This window comes from Bacteroidota bacterium (genome assembly GCA_016713765.1).
Lineage (GTDB): Bacteria > Bacteroidota > Bacteroidia > AKYH767-A > 2013-40CM-41-45 > Pollutiaquabacter > Pollutiaquabacter aromativorans.
Window position 1 is genome coordinate 1,662,577 of sequence record JADJON010000001.1, and the last position, 19,739, is coordinate 1,682,315.

General features: G+C 53.7%; 12 protein-coding genes. 7 read left to right on the plus strand and 5 right to left on the minus strand.

Annotation, left to right across the window (positions count from 1 at the left end):
- The first annotated feature begins 65 nt into the window (after positions 1-65).
- Positions 66-1,133 (plus strand): PA0069 family radical SAM protein, encoded by a 1,068-nt coding sequence (locus tag IPJ96_06275; protein ID MBK7909958.1) that lies wholly within the window; start codon positions 66-68, stop codon positions 1,131-1,133.
- Positions 1,134-1,466: 333 nt separating this feature from the next.
- Complete coding sequence (locus tag IPJ96_06280) at positions 1,467-3,716, plus strand: T9SS type A sorting domain-containing protein (GenBank protein MBK7909959.1); 2,250 nt, start codon at positions 1,467-1,469, stop codon at positions 3,714-3,716.
- A gap of 70 nt (positions 3,717-3,786) precedes the next feature.
- On the opposite strand, the gene IPJ96_06285 is transcribed toward IPJ96_06280, so the two are convergent.
- Both IPJ96_06285 and IPJ96_06290 read right to left on the minus strand, forming a co-directional pair.
- Positions 3,787-4,986 (minus strand): porin, encoded by a 1,200-nt coding sequence (locus IPJ96_06285; protein MBK7909960.1) that lies wholly within the window; start codon positions 4,984-4,986, stop codon positions 3,787-3,789.
- A 120-nt stretch (positions 4,987-5,106) separates the two neighbouring features.
- Positions 5,107-6,204, minus strand: coding sequence for a hypothetical protein (locus IPJ96_06290; GenBank protein MBK7909961.1), 1,098 nt, complete (start codon positions 6,202-6,204; stop codon positions 5,107-5,109).
- Positions 6,205-6,311: 107 nt separating this feature from the next.
- Here IPJ96_06290 and rmuC point away from each other — a divergent pair, with 107 nt between their 5' ends.
- From rmuC to IPJ96_06315, 5 genes are all read left to right on the plus strand, one after another.
- Positions 6,312-7,658 carry a DNA recombination protein RmuC gene (gene rmuC, locus IPJ96_06295; GenBank protein ID MBK7909962.1) on the plus strand — a complete coding sequence of 449 codons (1,347 nt, stop codon included), beginning with the start codon at positions 6,312-6,314 and terminating at the stop codon, positions 7,656-7,658.
- Positions 7,645-8,937, plus strand: a complete 1,293-nt coding sequence (locus tag IPJ96_06300) for a GWxTD domain-containing protein (protein MBK7909963.1) — start codon at positions 7,645-7,647, stop codon at positions 8,935-8,937. The genes rmuC and IPJ96_06300 overlap by 14 nt, the downstream gene beginning before the upstream one ends.
- The gene (rlmB, locus tag IPJ96_06305) at positions 8,937-9,734 is read left to right on the plus strand and encodes a 23S rRNA (guanosine(2251)-2'-O)-methyltransferase RlmB (protein ID MBK7909964.1); all 798 of its coding nucleotides are present in this window, start codon (positions 8,937-8,939) and stop codon (positions 9,732-9,734) included. The genes IPJ96_06300 and rlmB overlap by 1 nt, the downstream gene beginning before the upstream one ends.
- Positions 9,731-11,641, plus strand: a complete 1,911-nt coding sequence (locus tag IPJ96_06310) for a glycosyltransferase family 39 protein (protein ID MBK7909965.1) — start codon at positions 9,731-9,733, stop codon at positions 11,639-11,641. Before rlmB ends, IPJ96_06310 begins: the two co-directional genes overlap by 4 nt.
- A 65-nt stretch (positions 11,642-11,706) precedes the next feature.
- A complete protein-coding gene (locus tag IPJ96_06315; protein MBK7909966.1) occupies positions 11,707-13,332 on the plus strand; it encodes a formate--tetrahydrofolate ligase in 1,626 nt (541 codons plus the stop codon).
- A gap of 8 nt (positions 13,333-13,340) precedes the next feature.
- Here the strand turns inward: IPJ96_06315 and IPJ96_06320 are convergent, their stop codons facing one another.
- The 3 genes from IPJ96_06320 to IPJ96_06330 all read right to left on the minus strand — a co-directional run bounded on the left by IPJ96_06320 (position 13,341) and on the right by IPJ96_06330 (position 19,695).
- A complete protein-coding gene (locus IPJ96_06320; protein MBK7909967.1) occupies positions 13,341-15,245 on the minus strand; it encodes a menaquinone biosynthesis decarboxylase in 1,905 nt (634 codons plus the stop codon).
- Between the two features lie 59 nt (positions 15,246-15,304).
- Positions 15,305-18,844, minus strand: coding sequence for a T9SS type A sorting domain-containing protein (locus IPJ96_06325; GenBank protein MBK7909968.1), 3,540 nt, complete (start codon positions 18,842-18,844; stop codon positions 15,305-15,307).
- A 95-nt stretch (positions 18,845-18,939) separates the two neighbouring features.
- Positions 18,940-19,695: a 1-acyl-sn-glycerol-3-phosphate acyltransferase gene (locus tag IPJ96_06330; protein ID MBK7909969.1), complete on the minus strand. Its 756-nt coding sequence runs from the start codon at positions 19,693-19,695 to the stop codon at positions 18,940-18,942.
- Positions 19,696-19,739 lie beyond the last annotated feature (44 nt).

Below are 19,739 nucleotides of genomic sequence, written 5' to 3' on the forward strand. Positions count from 1 at the left end.
TCTTTTATGGCTCTTGTGTTGCGCGATCCCTTTTTTCTTTTCTTATAGAAAGCAGTTTGGATCGTATGACAACCCCCGTAGGTAGCAGTCGCGGCGCGCGGATCAACCCGAAGAGCAAGTACCTGAAGTCGGAGCTCGTATTCGATCATCCGGAAGGACTGGACGAGGCCTTCGATCCCCTGCATCCTACAACGTATCTTTTAGAATACCCGAAGAAGATCATCAACCGGATCGACAGCCCGGATATCCCAACCGATTTTTCCGTGAACCCTTATCAGGGATGTGAACATGGCTGCACCTATTGCTATGCCCGGAATACACATGCCTATTGGGGGCTGAGTCCCGGCCTTGACTTTGAGCAAAAGATCATCGTTAAACCCGAGGCGCCGCGCTTACTCGAAGCGGAGATGCGCAAACGCAACTGGAAGCCTGCGCCGATCATGCTCTCCGGTAATACGGATTGTTACCAGCCCGCCGAGCGACACTGGAAAATAACCCGGCAGCTCCTGGAGGTCGCATTGAAATTCCGGAACCCGGTCGGCATTATCACAAAAAACAAGCTTGTCCTGCGCGACCTCGATTTGCTAAAGGAGTTGGCATCCTTGAACCTGGTGCATGTGTACCTCTCCATCACTTCTCTCGATGAAAAGATCCGACGCGTACTCGAGCCGCGGACGGTGACCGGACGACAACGTTTGGAAACGGTCCGACGGCTTAGTGAAGCGGGGATTCCGGCCGATGTGATGGTCGCGCCGATCATTCCCGGAATCAATGCACCGGAGATCCCCACCATCATCGAAGCGGCAGCGGCAGCAGGAGCCCTCAACGCGGGGATGACCATCGTCCGCCTCAACGATGCGGTTGCCGACGTATTCAAGTCCTGGCTGCACGAACACTTTCCTGACAGGGCGGAGAAAGTGCTGAACCAAATCGCGGAATGTCATGGAGGTTCTCTGTCCGATAGCCGGTTCGGAACCCGTATGACCGGTGAAGGAAATATCGCTGAGAGCATCAAGCAACTCTTTCGACAATCGGTACGCCGTCATCTGTCCGGCAGATCAGTGCCTGCCTATGATCTGTCTGCCTTTCGGATTCCGGAGGAACGGATGCAATTACAGCTCGATCTGTTTTAATCACGAAGTATCCTTACTGTTAGTGATAGTTTTACTATTGAACTTTTTATAAAAAGCAGGTACTTGAATTTGGCGCTTCGAATGAACGAAGAAACGTGCTTCCCGCGCTGATTGCGACTTTCCTGAGGTTTTGAAAGAACTTCGGTAGGGAAGATGAGTATCACCCGGGACCTGACTTCCATCACTTTCCGGATTCTTTTCCTTCAACTACTTTGCGCCTGCTTCGATGGTGTTTGAAGTTCCCCTCTGATTCGGAACCATTGAATGTGACCAACTGCGACCGGCTAAGTCCGGTGTCCATTCAATTCATCACCTATCTCAACCCTCACCACCATGATCAAAAAATTATTACTGGTACTCGTTCCGGTAATCGCGGTCACACTGCTGACCAGCGAACAAATGAGCGACAACGGCAAAGCAGCTAGAACCGGCGCCCCCGGTGAAGTTGATTGTACGGATTGTCACAGTGACTTCGGCATCAACTCCGGCGGAGGATCGATTTCGATCACCGCTACCGGTATGCCGACCCATGAGTATACACCGGGCCAAACCTATAATATGTCGGTTACCGTCGCCCGGTCGGCCAACAGTTTGTTCGGTGTCGGCATCGAAGCACTGACGGCTTCGAATGCCAACGGCGGCACGCTGAATATCACGGATGCTACGCATACTCAGATCAAATCCGCGACTGTCAGCGGGGTCTCCCGTCGTAACGTGGTGCATACGCTCGACGGCGGTGCCAACCCCAGCTCGATGACCTTTAACTTCAGCTGGACAGCTCCTGCGGCTGGTACTGGTCCGGTCACCTTCTACTTCGCCGGCGTTGCCGCCGACGGTGATGGTAACGAGAGCAACGACTACGTGTACAAATCCAACCAGGTTTTCACGGAAGCTACTTGTACGACACCGGCACAACCGGGCTCGATCAGTGGCGGTGCCACGCAGTGCAGTGGTTCGGCTGTGACCTATTCGGTGGCTACGGTGTCCGGCGCAACTTCTTATACGTGGACGCTTCCTTCCGGATGGACGGGAAGTTCGACCAGCAACAGCATCAACGTTACCTCCGGCAGTACCTCCGGTAATGTTACCGTTACTGCCAATAATGCCTGCGGTAGCAGCACCGCGCAAACACTGGCCGTAACCGCTAACACCACGCCGGCTCAACCGGGTACGATCAGTGGTGGCGCAACCCCCTGCAGCGGAAGTTCGGTTACCTATTCCGTAGCTGCAGTTTCCGGCGCGACCACGTATACCTGGACATTGCCTTCCGGATGGACGGGAACCTCGACCAGCAATAGCATCAACGTTACCACCGGAAGTACCTCCGGCAATATCTCCGTAACGGCGAACAATTCGTGTGGAAACAGTACGGCTCGCACCCTGGCCGTAACGGCTAGCGCTACGCCCTCTCAACCGGGATCTATCAGTGGTAGCACTTCCTTGTGTTCCGGAACCGCTACCACCTATTCGGTAGCAACGGTAGCGGGCGCCACGACCTACGCCTGGACGTTGCCTTCCGGTTGGACCGGTACGTCTACGACGAATTCCATCAACGTCACCTCCAGCACGACTTCCGGTAACATCACGGTGACCGCCAATAATTCCTGCGGAAGCAGTACACCCAGTACCCTGGCCGTTACCGCCGGCACGATGTCCGTCAACAGTTCATCCACCTCACCGGCTTGCAACGGTGGAACCGATGGTTCCGCCACTGTCACGGTTTCCGGTGGTACCGGACCCTACACGTATCAGTGGTCCAACGGTAACACGACTGCCAGCGTGAGCGGCGTCGCTGCCGGTAGTTACAGTGTAACGGTTACCGACCAAACCGGATGTGTCAACAACCTGAGCGTTTCAATCACGGAGCCTTCGGCTATCGTTGCAGACGCGGGTGCCAATGCGGCAGTTTGCTCCGGCGCTGCAGCTACGATCGGTGGAAGTCCGACAGGCCTGGGTGGCACCGGCACGCTTGCTTATCTGTGGTCCCCCGCTACAGGTCTGAGCTCGGCCACTGACCCGAACCCGGTCGCGACTCCCGCGTCGGCTACCGGGTACACGGTTGTAGTCACGGATGCAAACGGATGCAGCTCATCGGCAACCGTACAGGTCGACATTGACGTGACGCCCGCGCCGGTGATTACCATGAGCGGCGATACCTTGTATACGAGTGGTGGTGTAACCTACGAATGGTACCTCAACGGCAATCTCGCAGGTTCAGGTGCTTCTCCGTTCTTCGTCGCCACGCAGAGTGGTAACTATGAAGTGGTGGCATATTCAGCAGCAGGTTGCGCCGGCGTTTCTCCGGTCTTTGCGTTCACCCCAACGGGTATTTATTCATCCGCACTGCTTGCCGGAATCAATGTTTTCCCGAATCCCGCCCGCGATGAGTTCCAGATCACACTTCCGGCCGGAAGTGGTTCGGTAGTCGCACGGCTGATGGACCTCACCGGAAAAGAAGTGTTGCTTACGACTATCGACGAACAACATCGTACGGTCGATGTGCGCATGCTTCAAAGCGGCGTTTACTTCCTCACCCTTGAGCTGAATGGTCAACGAGCCATGAGCCGACTGGTAGTCGAATAACCAGCTGCTAACTTAAAAAGACGAGCGCGCGGATGACTTCTGCGCGCTCGTCTTTTTAATACCAAACTGATCAGATGCCAAGTTCCACCTGGAAACGGAACTGCCAGTTCTTTCCTTCGGTATCGTTGGACAAGTTAAGCGTCTCCTCATAAGTTACATCGGACTGGAGCTTGACGCGGTGCGCTTTGAGATACTTGGTCACGCCCAGCGTATAATTGGTGCGTTCCGGTTCAAGGGATTGAATCGAAGCAGCCGGATGGGTGAGGGCATACCGGGCGGCGATTTCATAGTTGCTTTTGAAAAGGTAAGACGCCTGGGCAAGCATGCCTTCGCCGGCAAATACATAGCGCTTGGCGCCACTGCTGTTTTCCGTCACAGGAGAAAATTCCGGAGTTTCGCGTTGCATGTATTCACCGTAAAGCGCGATGCCCTGGTATTTGAACAGTCCGTCGAAAATGGCTGTTTGAATATCAACAGGACTATAAAGATCTCGCCCGAGTTGTCCGCCGGTACGAACGGAGCGGTCGTTGAAAGACAAGCCACCGGCCAGCGACAGTTTCGGCTTTTTCTCCCGGGCCAGGTCGCCTTCGAAATAATCTCCTCTTCGATCGAACAGGCCGAAGGGGAGTAATTCCAGTCGGCCCGTATAACACAATCCTTTGTCGGAGCCTGCGGAGTTGCGTCCTTCGCCGGAACTCACCGCGCCACGCAGGATGTAGTAAACGTCTCCGGTTTTCTCGGTATAGTTGAACTGAAAACCGAAATCCCGGTCAATGTTCAACGCGGCATTAACAATCGAACGGTCGGCAAACTGCTGGTCTCCGGAAGAAACGACACGCTGACGATTACCGGGTAGCTTTCCCTGCCCCAGGGCGATGTTGAGTTTGTTGCTGACTTTGTAAAACACCATGGCGTCACGCAACACATTCGGCACACCGGAATTGTCCCAGTCCATGTCGCCCCTACTGAAGCTCAGTTGGATCAGGTAGGTGAGCCGGGGATCGTACACCTGTCCTTCAAAGCGGAGGCGCATGCGTCGGACGCGGGCATCTACGGCAGATACATCCCAGGTGTCCTCGTCCTCTTGTGCGACGGTGAATGCAGCCCGGTTCTGGATCCGGAAGCGGATGTTCATGGTGAACGCGCTGTCCGGACTGGCAATGCCCAGGCCGTTCTTGAAGTTGAAGCTTGGAGCGGCGTTGTCCTGTGCGTTGATGCCGCTCTGCAGGAATAGGCTGCCAATAAAGAATAGTAGTAATGCTTTTTTCATTTGAAGGTTGGCTATCGGTCGCAAATTAAACCCAACCAACCCGGGGCTGTGTTAACTCAATATTAAATGTGAACGAAAAGTGAAAGAATAATTAAGTCAACATCGCTAATTCCGTCAATTTCACTGACTGGCAAAGGATCCCAGCCGGTTTAATTCCTCGGAGATCGATTTTTCCCAGTTCGCCTGTTGTTCGGGAATCAGGCCGTGTTCTGTTTCCCGGTCGTAGTCGGCCTGTCGAAGTTGATAGGCCTGCCATTCGGATTCGAAGATGGTTTTCAGAACGGAATCGTAGGTCAATAGACCCGGACTGGATTGGGTGAAGCGATCGCGCATCCGGCGGGCGTACAATTCGCAGATATCGAAATGCAGTTGTTCGTGGGCGAGCAGTCCATCCTGCAACTTGTCGGGTTTAACCCAGGAGGCTGGCTTGATAAAAGCCGGATGCAGCAGCAGCTCCAGAATAAGTGTGTCATCCCGATAGGCGGGCCGCGATGTGAAGGAATAGACGCAGGCACTGTTCGCGGAAAATACGACCTGTTGTTCGGGCTGTCCTTTGAAGTCGGCCCACTTCAGCCGATAGGCGGAACTCCATCGAATCGTATCAGCACTGACCGTGTCCCGAAAAGCGCCATCGTCCTGTAGTTCGATGCGTACGTGTTTGCACAGCGGTGGCTGGTTTCGGTTCTCTTTCGCCCAGCGGTCGAATCCGGATAGGGCTTGTTGCAGGGATCCGCCGATCAGTTTGTCGTAGATTCCGGGATTGGGCCCATGTACCACATAGGAGGGGGTTCCGCCTACCTGGTAGAGTTGAACGCGCTGGCCATCGACATCGCGATAGATGCGCACCTGAAATTCGAATTGGATGTTCCGTCGTGGTCCTGTGCGGTTTTCTTTCAACTGAAATTTCTCGAATGCCAGAACCAGTGCTACCTTACTCGTATCCGCGGCAGTACACGTTTGAACATAAGGCAGCAGATCTTTCGCGAGATCTTGTTTGAAGCGAATCGGTTGGACGGGACCGCCGCCGGATATACTACCGGCATCTCCGGCTTTCTTTCGTTCGTCTTCGACGCGGGCTATGTGGTACACCGACCCTTTCAATCCCCAATCGGTTGCCTGCAGATCCAATTGATTGTTTGGAACCTGGGCGCGCAGGGAAGAACTTCCGGTCAGCAGAAAGAAGGCGATCAGCCATCGATAGGTTCGGTCAATTCGCATTTGGATCCTTTGAAGGGGCGCAAAGTTCGCGATTAACCGCCATTCGACCAGAACAACGAAAAATGCACGAAATCCGCTATCTTTAACCACTTACAAGCGTCTAACGGATGGAATTCGTTTATCTTTTGGTGGGATTGGTAGTCGGTGTACTTCTCGGCTGGTTGCTGGGTAAAGCCGGGGTTCAATCGGTGCGGGAGGAACAGCGTACTGCGGTACAAGCCCTTGAAAGTGAACGGTCGGCCTTGGCTGAACGGGCACGTCAGCTGGAGCAGCAGTTGCAGGAAGGAAGGTCCAGGCAGGAGCAGGACCGACAGCAACAGCTCGAATTGAACGGAAAGCTGAGCGAAGCAGTGACCCTCAATCGCAACCTCCAGGAGAAGCTCCAATCCCAAAAGGCGGAACTCGAAGCGCTGCAGGATCGGTTTACCAAGGAGTTTGAGAATCTGGCGAACAGGATCCTGGAGGAGAAGAGCCAGAAGTTCGTTGAACAGAACCGCAACAACCTGGACGTGATCCTCAATCCGCTCAAAGAAAAGATCCGGGATTTCGAGCAAAAGGTCGATCAGGCATACAAGTCAGAAGCTGCTGAACGAAACAGTCTGAAAGGGGAGATCGGTAAACTGGTTGAACTTAACAAACAGATCAGCGACGAGGCGCACAACCTGGCTCGTGCACTGAAGGGTGATACCAAGAAGCAGGGTAACTGGGGCGAGTTCATCCTGGAGAAAATTCTGGAACACTCCGGATTGGAACGCGACCGCGAATTCAAAGTGCAACACAGCACGAGCAATGAGGAAGGTCGGCGGGTTCAACCCGATGTAGTCGTTTTTCTACCCGACAACAAGCACCTCATCGTCGACAGCAAAGTTTCCCTGGTTGCCTACGAAGCGATGGTGAATGCCGGCAGCGAGGAAGAGCGGGAACAGTATCTGCGAGAGCATGTGCAATCGGTCAAGAATCATGTACGGCAGCTTTCCGAGAAAAAGTACCAGTCGGCCGAAGGCATGAACGCCCCCGACTTTGTACTGCTGTTCATGCCGATCGAACCTTCCTTCAGCGTCGCCATTCAGGGTGATACCGAATTGTTCGCGTACGCCTGGGACCGTAAGATTGTCATCGTCAGTCCGAGTACCCTGCTGGCGACCCTGCGAACCATCGCTTCGCTTTGGAAGCAGGAGCGACAGACACGAAACGCCCTGGAGATCGCCCGCGTCGGCGGCGCCTTGTACGATAAGTTCAAAGGCTTCATCGATGACCTCATCGACGTTGGTAAGAAAATGGATGCCGCCAAGGCCGGCTACAGTGACGCGATGAACAAGCTATCGTCCGGCCCGGGCAACATCATCAAGCGAATTGAAGACTTGCGTAAACTTGGCGCGAAGTCCAGTAAGGAATTACCTCAGGCACTGGTAGAGCGTGCGCTCGAAAGCGGTGATACAGATGCTGCTCCCTGACTATAAGCCTGCACACGGGTACGGGATACGAAGCCTGTTCCTCCTGCTGTTCTTACTGCTGGGTGGGTGTTTCAGTCCCGGCGAACTTGCCAACCGCAACATGGCCGGTAATTATCGGCCAATGGACGGGCAATCCTTATCGGCTGAAGTGACGATCCGTCAAGTCAATGATTCCCTGGCACGTGTACTGATCCGAATCAAACCGGACGAGTACCTCTACGTGCGTCAGGAGGACAATCGATACCTCGCCACGGTTGGCATCCACTTGCAACTGGTCGAAAGCTACGACGTTCCGACTCGCTATGATAGCGCCGTCGCGCGTTATACGATGGACATGACGGAGAAAGGGAAGGCAAGGATTTTCGAAGTGGAACTGCCGGTACACCGGAAGGGTACCATCCTCCTGGAAACCGTGATCACCGATGAAGGCAAGGGCGCTTCCGCAACTTTTTTCATACCGTTTGCTCACCTTACCGCGCAATCCCGCCAGTGCTTCTGGGCTACCTTGCCGGATGGAACGCCGTTCTTTCGTGATCATGTGAAAGCCAACGACAGCTTGCGGATCTATTATCAGGACACGTCGACGGGCTTCCTTTGGTGTCATTACTACAAAAAGGATTTTCCGCTGGCCAACCCGCCGTTTTCATTTGATGCGCGTGAGCCCTTCGACTATCATGCGGATTCCGTCTTCCGATACGATTTGCAGGAGCATCCTGTTCTGACGTTGAATCGACGGGGATTTTATCATTTCCGGATCGATACCACGCGAAAGGAAGGTTTCACGATTTTTCGCTTCGGGGAGGATCATCCACAGGTCTCCGATGTCGACCAGATGCTGGAAGCATTGCGCTACCTGACGACCAGAAAAGAGTATGAGGAACTGAAGTCGAACCCGCATCCACGACAGACAGTGGATGGATTTTGGATAGAGCGGGGCGGCAATGAAGAACGGACACGTATGCTGATCCGGAAGTATTACACCCGGGTACAGGATGCGAATCGCTTTTTTTCCAGTTACACGGAAGGGTGGAGAACCGATCGTGGGATGATTTATGTCGTTCTCGGGGTGCCGAATACCATCTACCGCAGTGCGCAAAGTGAGACCTGGATTTATGGTACCGTCAACAACCCGGTATCTATCAATTTCTTCTTCACAAAAGTGGACAATCCCTTTACCGAAAACGACTACGCCCTTTCAAGGTCGCCGATCTATGAAACCAGTTGGTTCAGGGCGGTGGATGTCTGGCGTTCGGGGAGGGTCTATAACAATATGTACTGATGAGCAGGGAATTTAACCGGGAAGACCGGAAGCGTCCATCACAGGATGACGAGCAGATGATCTACGGGATCCACCCGGTCCTGGAAGCGTTGAATGCCGGTAAGGAGTTTGATCGGGTATTCATTCACCACGGCGCGCGGGGTGACGGCATTCAGCAGGTGAGGAGAATGTTGCGGGAGAAGCAGATCGCGTTTCAGGAGGTGCCGGTCGAGAAGTTGAACCGGCTGACACTTAAGAACCACCAGGATATCATCGCGTTCATTTCACCTATCTCGTATCAACCCCTGGAGGAAGTGGTCACGCGGGTCTTTGAGCAGGGGATGACGCCACTCGTACTGTTGCTGGATCGCATTACCGATGTGCGTAATTTCGGTGCGATTGCCCGTACAGCTGAATGCGCGGGTGTTCACGCGCTGGTCATTCCCAAGCGCGGAGCCGCCGCGGTTTCGGCGGACGCGATCCGCACCTCGGCAGGCGCGCTGCACAACCTTCCGGTTTGTCGTGTCGACCATTTGCGCGATGCCGTCCATTTGCTCAAGGAGTGTGGACTCAAGGTTTTCGCGGCCAGTGAGAAGGGCAAGACCTTTCATTTCAATGCTGACTTTTCCCAGCCGGCGGCCATCATCATGGGTTCGGAAGAGGATGGCGTTTCCTCCGATCTGCTCAAAGTGTGTGATCAATGGCTGCGCATTCCGATGACCGGTAAGGTGAGTTCGTTGAACGTATCAGTGGCCGCGGGTGTCTTGATCTTTGAAGCGCTGCGGCAGCGCATGAGCGGCGCCGGCGAGTCCGTATGAACCAGGATACGCGGCGGAACGAAAGATTGTTGATCGGGCTGATCCTGACGGTTGCGGCGATTTTCCGTTTTTACCCGTTCGGTGAAGTATCTTTTTCGAATGACGAGCTAAGCGCGCTGATCCGGACACGTTACCCTTCTTTTTCTGAAATGATCCGCGGAGGTGTTTATTCCGATTTTCACCCTGCAGGTGTTCAGTCGTTCCTGTACTGCTGGACGAACTTGCTCGGAGAAAATGCATTCCTCCTCCGTCTTCCTTTCATCATGTTCGGCCTTGGTTCAACCTGGTTGATTTACCGATTGGGAAGCCGATGGTTTCATGCCGCGGCAGGTTTATTGGCGGCGGCCATGTTCAGTGTCTTGGAGTACAGTATCATTTATTCTCAGTTGGCGCGACCTTACGCACCGGGTTTGTTCTTCTGCTTATTGTCGACCTGGTACTGGACCAATCTGTATGAAGAGTCCTTAGCAGGGAGGATCCGGCGACAAACCTGGATCGGATGGACGCTCTCCATGGCGGTTTGTACGCACCTCCATTATTTTTCGCTGGTCTATGCAGCAGCACTGGGACTTTGGGGTTTTACTTTCATCAAAGGAAGCTGGAGGCCGATCTATGCACTGACCGGTTTGGTCATCGTGCTCCTGGCGCTCCCGGAATGGACCATCTTTCAGGAGCAACTGAAAACCGGCGACCTCGGCGGTTGGCTGGGTAAACCGGAGCCCACCTGGCTGTTCTCTTTTTTCTTCAATGTATTCAATGCTTCCTGGTTGCTGATTGATTCATTGATCGTCTGCTTCTTCACCGGTTGGTACGTGCAGCGATCCCGACCGGTGTGGAACCGGTTTCACAATGCGGTCGCGTTTCTGTTCCTGTTCTCGTTTGGACTGGCCTTCGGATATTCCCTCTTGCGACACCCGATCATTCAATACTCCACGCTCTTTTTTGTTTTTCCGCTGCTCCTGTTGTTCTTCTTTTCTTTCACCCCGAACGTCTTTCGGCAGGGAACAGGCTTGGTGTTGGTCGTCGTCTTGGTGCTGCTGGGTGGTGGGGTAAGTACGGCCCTGGAGAAAAAGTTCTTCCGAATGCCTGCATATGGTGTCTTCAAAGAGTTGGCGGATCGGACCCGGGTCTGGTCGGTTGATGCGCCAAAACCTGCAGTGGTCGTCTTGAATGTGATCAATCCGGATTATCTCGACTATTATTTCGACCAGGCTGATTGGAAACCGGAACGGGTGATCTATCGACCGGAAACCGCCGGAGAGCTTGCGCGCCTGATGGTGACACTGGACAGCCTTCAACCCCAATCTGTGATCTACGGCTGGACCAATAGCTTTCATCCCGAAGAACTTTACTTCCTCCTGCGCGAGCGATGGCCGATCATGGATCAGGACGAAGCTTTTTTCAACGCACGAATTTCCCGGTTTCGTAAGAGCAAGGACATCTGGCCAGAGCCGGGTTCCCGGGCCTTGGTGTGGGATTTCGAACAGGACGAACAGGCCGTTTACCTTCCTGATTCCTGCTTTGCAAAAGGGAAGGTCGAACGAATGATCAGTGGCCGTGAATTCTCCCATACGCTGGAATGCGATCTCGATAGCCTTCACCCGTCCGGGTACGATGTGCTGCACGCCCGTTGTCGCTTTTTTTCCGGCGCCGTTCCACCGGATGCGCTGCTGGTTGTATCAATAGAAAAGGAAAAGAACAATCTGGCCTACTTCAGCGCCACGTTAAGCGATTGGACGATCAAGACCGGCAAATGGCAGGAGGCGATTATTTCAGGTGTCATCCCGGAAGGTTGTACGGGTGGCAAGGTGAAGGCTTATGTTTGGAACAAGGGAGCAGGGGAGTGGTGGCTCGATGATCTCGCGCTGGCCCTGACACCGGCGCCTTATCCCTATGAGAAACCCTGATTTTCAAGGTCCTTCCGTGTCTTAACTTTTACGACCTTCGCAACCGCATTTTACCCAAGCACCGCATGAAACCTATTCAGGATATCGCCCGCGCCGCAGGCATTCCGACTGATCGACTCATCCAGTACGGAAACTTCAAAGCAAAGCTCGATCATGCCGCGTTGGATCCGTCCCAGCCGACGGGAAAGTTGGTATTGGTGACTTCCATCACACCCACACGGGCCGGCAATGGTAAAACTACTACGAGCATTGGCCTGGCGGACGGACTTCGCTCCATCGGTAAGCGAGCCGTGCTGGCCTTACGCGAGCCTTCCCTGGGCCCGGTGTTCGGGATGAAAGGTGGAGCGACTGGTGGCGGGAAATCGAGTGTGGTGCCTTCGGAGGATATCAACCTGCACTTCAACGGCGACTTTCACGCGATCAGCGCAGCGAACAATACCTTGTCGGCCTTGTTGGACAATTACAATTACAACAAGCAGGGAACCGGTCAACAACTCAGTGAGATCACCTGGAAGCGCGTGCTGGATGTCAACGACCGCAGCCTGCGCCATGTGATCACCGGTTTACGGGGAAGCGCCAACGGTATCCCGGGTGAGACCGGTTTCGATATTACTCCGGCTTCGGAATTGATGGCGATCCTTTGCTTGTCGACAAGTTTGGATGACTTGAAGAATCGTATCGAGCACATCCTGCTTGGCTATCGCGAAGACGGAACCCCCTTTACTGTGCACGAACTGGGAGTTGCCGGCGCCATTACGGCGATCCTCAAGGACGCCCTCAGTCCGAACCTCGTGCAAACGCTCGAAGGTACACCTGCCTTCGTACACGGCGGACCCTTTGCCAACATCGCGCACGGCTGCAATTCCTTGTTGGCCACGCGGGCCGCGTTGCAATTCGGCGAGTTCGCGGTAACGGAAGCCGGATTCGGTTCCGATCTCGGCGCGGAGAAATTCGTTGATATCAAATGCCGCGTGGGAGGACTGACTCCTGCTGTTGCAGTGGTCGTGGTGACGGCCCAGTCGCTCAAGTTACACGGAGGAGTCGCGCAGGTCGACATCAAGAAGCCGAACCGTACCGCGCTCCTGGCCGGCATGAAGAACATGGATCATCACCTCGATATCTTACGGGGCATGGGCATTCCGGTCGTGGTCGCGCTGAACCGATTCGATTCCGACAGCAGCGAAGAGATGCAGGATATGCTCGAAGCCTGCGCATCACGCAACGTTCCGGCGGCCGTGAATGAAGCCTTCGCACGCGGAAGTGCCGGCTCCGCCGATCTTGCCCGGGTGGTGGTGGAAGTAACCGAGAAATCATCGGCTCAATTGAAGCCGGTCTATGATCTCGAAGACAGCATTCCGAAAAAGCTCGAGAAGGTCGCCATGCAGGTTTATGGTGCAAAGGGAATCAAGATGTCCAAGAAGGCTGAGCGCGCCTTGAAGCGGATCGGACAGCTTCAGATGGATAAGTATCCCGTCTGTATCGCGAAGACACAATATTCGTTCAGCGATCGCCCCGAAGACGCTAAAGCCGAGGGTGGATTTTACATCAACGTGGACGAGTTAATCATCAACAGCGGGGCCGGGTTTATCGTGGCCGTTTGCGGAGAGATCATGCGCATGCCCGGTCTGCCGGAGAACCCCAATGCGTTGGGTATCGACGTGAAAGACGGTGTGATCGTCGGCCTGGTCTGAAGGATAGCTTATTCGGCAACGGCTCCTCCGGCATACAACTGCTTCCGGTATTTGTTGGAAGGCGAGGGCAGGAATGTACCCAGCCCGTATTCTTGCCATTTCTGGTCAACCAACGCGATCGTAGCTTCATCGGAAGTCAGGATGTTCGGCCAGTCGCGCTGGAAACCGTCATGTGCAAGTGTCTTGCGTGTACCGTCGAGTACCAGGTGGTTGAACGCGCCGTCGTCTGTTGATTCGATGGTCAGGCAATCCCGTTTCGGATCGACATTATTGGAAAAGCGCCAGACGCTGTCGGCGATGTCCTGCACATCGACGGAGTGTTCCAAAACGATCAGGCCTTTGATCCGACGAAACTCCGGTAAGGCGAAGAGCGCACGCGTCAGTTCCTTCACATGACCGGGCTTGTTTTTTTCGATACTCAGAAACGCAAGGGAAATCCCCTTTTCCAATAAGCTGATATTAAGATCGCGGATCTCCGGGTACTTTACCTTGAGAGCTGGAAGATCAATCGGTGTGGTGTCATTTGTTCCGGTAACGGTCTTGCGCATGCTAAGCTCTTCCGGGCTCTTACTGGTCGCGTCGAGTCCCATTTTGCCTCCGAAGGCCATGACAGAACAACTATGGTCGAGCACGTCAACCGGACCGGCGGTGAAGTAGGTGTCGTGCAGCGGGTCGAAATTCGCGGATACGTAACGGGCCAGCTCGACCGGATCATGGATGTTCACATCCCCGTCGACGATCACCATCCTCTTTGTGAACATCATTTGTCCCGCGCCCCATAGCGAATGCATCACTTTGGAGGCCTGACCCGGATACTCTTTCCGGATCTTCACCACGACGAGATTATGGAATACACCCTCTACCGGCAGCACCATATCCACGATCTCGGGAACCATGGTCATCTTGATCGGAACCAGGAAGATCCGTTCGGTCGCTTTCCCGATCCAGGCGTCTTCCTGCGGGGGGATACCGACAATGGTGGCGGGATAGACGGCATGCTTGCGATGGGTAATGGCGGTCACATGGAACTTCGGGTAGTAATCCGGCAGCGAATAATAGCCGGTATGGTCTCCGAAAGGTCCTTCCAGAATGTAGTCCTCGTTCGGATCCACATAACCTTCAATGATGATATCGGCGTCGGCGGGAACTTGTATGTCCTGGGTGAGGCATTGTACCAACTCAACTTTTTTCTTTCGCAAAAAACCGGCAAGCATGTATTCATCGACCCCATCCGGCAGCGGCGCGGTCGCACAGTAGGTATAAGCCGGGTCGCCACCCAGGGCTACGGCCACCGGCATCTTTTCGCCGCGTTTCTTGTATTCCTGCATATGGCGGGCGCTGACCTTATGCCGGTGCCAATGCATACCGGTCAGTTTGGGTCCGAATACCTGCATCCGGTACATGCCGACATTGCGAATGCCCGTTACCGGATCCTTCGTGTGGATCACCGGCAGGGTGATGAACGGACCACCGTCTTCCGGCCAGCATTTGAGGATCGGAAGTTTGGTCAGGTCGGGATCTTGCATCACCACTTCCTGACAGGCGCCTCTGCCGCCAATAACTTTAGGCATCCAGGATGCAATGGAACCGAGTTTTGGAAGCAACTTCAATTTGTCGAGCAACGACTCTTTGGGCGAGAGCAGTTGCTTGAAGAGTACTTCCATGTCGTGCCCGATGTCGTCCAGCCGGTCAACGCCGAGCGCTTTGGCCATCCGGTCCTCGGTGCCCATGGAATTGATCAGGAGAGGAAAGTCTGTACCGGTGTTCTCGAAAAGCAGGGCAGGGCCGTACACCTTCGAAACGCGGTCAGTGATCTCGGTGATTTCCAGCGAAGGGCTGACCGGGGTCTTGATGCGGACGAGCTCGTTCGCCTTTTCAAGGGTCTCGATCCAGTGCTGAGTGTCGCGGTACATAGGAAAAATGATTACCGCAAAGGTAACAAGATCGAACCGCAATTGTTCCGTATCCTGTCTTACTTGATGATGACTAGCCGTTTCGTGGAGATCAAGCGTCCGGATGTAAAAATTGAAACGAAATAGATTCCAGCCGTCAGTTTTCGTATATCCATATCGGTAGCCTTTGACCGTTCGAGTGCCTGGTGATCAAGTTCCTGACCGGTGAGGGAGTGGATTCTTGCCTCAAGTTGCGGTAGCGGTGTGCCCAAGTCCGATTCAATGGATATGATATCCACGGCTGGGTTTGGATGCAAGGTCCAGTCGTATGCCCGGCCTTGAAGCAGAAGGATAGCCGTGGGGTCTTCCGGTACCGTGATAGTGTCGCACCGGATACAACCTGCAGTATCTGTCAGGCAAATCGTATAGGTTCCACCGGGCATTTGAATGAGACTGTCTCCGGAAAGGGTGCCAAGCTGTGGAGTCCATTGAACATTCCAGTTACTGTTTGTAACTATATTGTTGATAGCGACCGCGCCATCCGTACACCCACTACAACTGGTACCGAGCGCCGACAGCGAGAACGAGGGTGGTTCGGTAGTGTGGATAGTGATCGTATCTGTGAATTGACAACCATTGGCATCGGTGACAAGGATCGGATAGTTTCCCGGCGTACCGGTAAGTCGTGCGGTTCCAAGTGTGTCAAGCGTCCAGGGACTATTAACAGTATATGGCACGACGCCACCTTGAACAACGAGCGCTGCCACGCCATCGTTTCCGGGTTGACACGTAGCGGGGAGGGATTCCGATGCAAGTTCTGTCAAGTTGATCGGAAGGGAGGTGGCGGGGATATCGATGAAGGTAGAAGATGTGCAGCCATTGGCATCCGTAACCGTGACCCAATAACTTCCTGCTACCAGGCTGTCGGCCGTAGCGCCTTGTTGCCCCAGTGGGTCATTCCAGTCGAATTGATATGGACCGGTGCCGCCGCTTGCACTGACAGTCGCCGACCCATTCGGGCTGTTAAAGCAATTGCTACTGGGAAGAATGGAAACCGGTTGAACGCGGATTATTGAATTGCCGGAAGGTACCGTTACTTCATGCCAGAATTCACAACCATTGACATCGCGGACTCGAATTGTATAAATACCCGGAAACAGGTTCGATTGGTCTTGGTTGGCGGGGTGGTGGATTCCATCCGCAGGTATCCCAAACCAAAAGAAACTGAAGGGTGGTTGGCCGCCGGTCAACATGAGTTGTACACTTCCACTGGCAGTATTCGAACAACCGGATGGAATAATCACCTCGCTAATGGATGGCCCGCCAGTCGTAGGTGTTCCAAGTTGAACGGTGTCGTAATACGTGCAGGCGCTTTTCCAGTAACTCATCGAAACGATGTACGTCCCGGGCGGTAGATTCGTGATGGTTTGTGTGGTTTGTCCGGTATTCCATAGATAGGCGGTTTGTCCTAGATAGCTTCCGGGCGACAAGGTTGCGGTCAGCGAGCCATTGGATGAGCAAGCTGATGTTGGCACGCTGTTCACAACGATATTCGGTGTAAACGAATTGCTTGGAGGGGCTGCAACGTAGCAGTCCCGATAAGTACTGCAACCGGAGTAAGGGTCGGTCACCAGGACCCGATAGGTGTTGCTGGATGTGGGCGTAATGGTGATTTGATCGGTGGTCGCGCCCGTATTCCATTTGTAGGTTACTCCGCCGGGTCCGCTCGTGGTGGTAGAGTTGGGGTTGGCGGGACGCATATCGGTTTTAAGTGTAACGGTGCCATCTCCATTGCAAAGCGCATTCACTACAACAACCGGCATTGGCATGACCTGTATGCGTACCGAGTCCGTGGTGCCGGAACAACTTCCTGGCGCCCCTGAGATGACGCATTTATAATAACCGTCTTCTGTGGCTTTCACCCACCATTCGGTTCCTGATTTCACGACGATATTGTCACGTGTCCAGGTGTATTGACTACCACCGGAATTGGTGACCAGGTAGCAGTAGCCACCTGCGCAGAATTCAGGTTCGTTCATCAGGACGATTTGTGGTTGATCGGATACGACTACCGGATATCGGGCTGTGTATCCGGCATTCGAGGCAGAGTCGTAGTCCAATTCCAGCACACTGGTATATGTGCCATGTGCAAGACGAATGCGAGGAAAGAGAAACGTGTCTGAGAAATCAACCGCCATGATCTCGCGACTTCCTCCCACTGAGGGTTCGTAGGGTTGGGTGATTCCCGCCAACGGGTTGCCATTGGTAGGATAAACGATTGTGCTATCGCTGTCTCGGAAGATGTGGAAACGGTATCCGATACCCGGTTCGGTTGGGCCGAAATATTTCATTTCCACTTGCTGAGTATCACTTTGCGTGCAAAAGGGTCCGAGGTTTTGAAGGATCACTGGATGGTCGAGCCAGTCCATCATGTGTGATGAAGCGAACCACATGGCGCCGCCGCGTTGTACATCGTTCTGTCGTGGTTGCCCAAAAGGCGTTGTAGTATAATTCCGCCAGGCGGAGTAGTATCGGGATTCTGCGGTGAAGATGGTAAAGGAAGGGGATTGCGGAAACCAGGCGCCGAGGTAATCCGCGCCACCACCGGTCTGAATGCTTTCCGCATACAGGAGTGGATGGAAGTCGGTGCTATCCTGACTGGTAGGGGCCTCAAAATGACTTTGATCAGCGAGCAGGAAGTAGTTTGGCTGCATGATCTGTTGTGAATAGAGTACACGATCGATCAGGGGTTCATGCGGGTTGTTGCAAGTCGGACACGGGCTGCAATTGGAACAGCCGTCCATGATGGCGACGACATTGGGGAAATTGCAATATGTCAGAAAGGCTACATACGCTTCTGTGATGAGCGGATGTTCGGTATGAAGGGAGTCGTATTGGTCCCGGAAAGCATCCATTGCCTGGATGTACTCCGTAAAGATGGGAAGCTCGGTGGCGCAATTTCCCCAGAATTCATACTCCATGTTCACAACATCAAGATCAACCCCGCAGGGATTGGACTCGTTGAATTGCTGAACCCGCAGCATCAGTTTAAGATGCTCCGCCAAGGGTGTTGTGGGATCTCCTTCAACCAAAGGCTCTTCCAATTTTTTTAGAATGGCCGGAAGTCCGGGGCGGTTTTTCAATGACCCCGGTAGTCGGAGTGGAGCAGTCGGCGGGAATCGATCCATATAGGTGTCGAGGCTGTCGAAGAAAACATCCGATCCGCCGATCAGGCCAATCTGAGTGATTCCGTATTGCTCCTTCGCTTTTTTAATGAACCGGCATAAGTGGTCTTCAAGGTTCTCCATTCGACGCGTGGAACCGTTCCACGCGGTATAGGAACGCCCCAGGATTCGGTAAATGTCATACAGCGCCAGGTAGGTGATATGATTCTCAGCGGCATACCGGAGTAATGCGTCTTCTTTCTCAAAAATACCGTCATGGTCCTCGTCAACCGTGAGGATGGAAAATGTTGGATCAACTTCAGTATTGCTGTTCCACTTCTGTTTCCAAAAGCGATCCACATACATGCCTCGATGTGGGTCGTGTTCCGGACTGAATTGAGCAAGTGCCGATGTGCAAAGAAAAAAAAGAAGGAAGCTGGTAGTTAGTGTCCGCATTGCAACGTCAAAAGAAAATGAAATGTAGCGAATTGACCTTAGCGGTTCGTGTCATATTCAGAAATGTGGTCAATGTGCCGACTTGATGGGCAAATTCATTTCTGCCGTAGGCGAGCAACTTCTTCCAGTTGTTTTAGCATAAGTTTTTTAACAGTTTCCCGCAACCGGGGGACGTCTTGTCCAGTCATCCCACTGGTCTCGATCGGGTGCTCCCAGATACATTCGATCCTGCCAGGCATCAGTGCAATCGGGTGGAGTGGAGAAAGCAGCGTGTCGGAATGGATGATCGTCATGACTGCCAAGGGCACCTGGGCTTCAATGGCTACGCGAAATGCTCCGTCATGAAAATCGAGCAGGGGTCGGTTGGTTTTATTTCGGGTCCCTTCCGGACAAAGAAATACGGAGACTCCGTCTCGCAGGGATTGAACCATCCGGTCCATGCTGCGTAATCGGGCAGCCTTGTCCTTGCGGTCCACGGTGATGTAGAGCTTTCGGATAATCCACCCCATGCCGGGGATTTTGGTCAATTCTTCCTTCGATAAAAAGCGGAACGTGTTGTGGCAGGCGATTGCATACGAAGGTATATCCAACAAGGAGCGATGATTGGCTACGAAGACGTAAGTTTTTTCGGGATCAAGTACCTGGCTGTTTCTTACTTTGACCCGAATGCCAAAGAGGAGGAAGAGCACAGACGCCCAGGAGCGGGAGATGAGCCTGTGGGCCAATCGAGGCGCTCGTTCCTTGCTGGCCAATAGAAATACCAGGAAATAGCCGGGAAGTACAACAAGTACTGAAAGCGTAAAAACGATCAGCGCGTAAATGCCAAAAAGGTTGCGAAAGATCCGGCCCATTTCGTAGAATCTGCACAAACATACGCTCTTTTGAACTCCGCTGT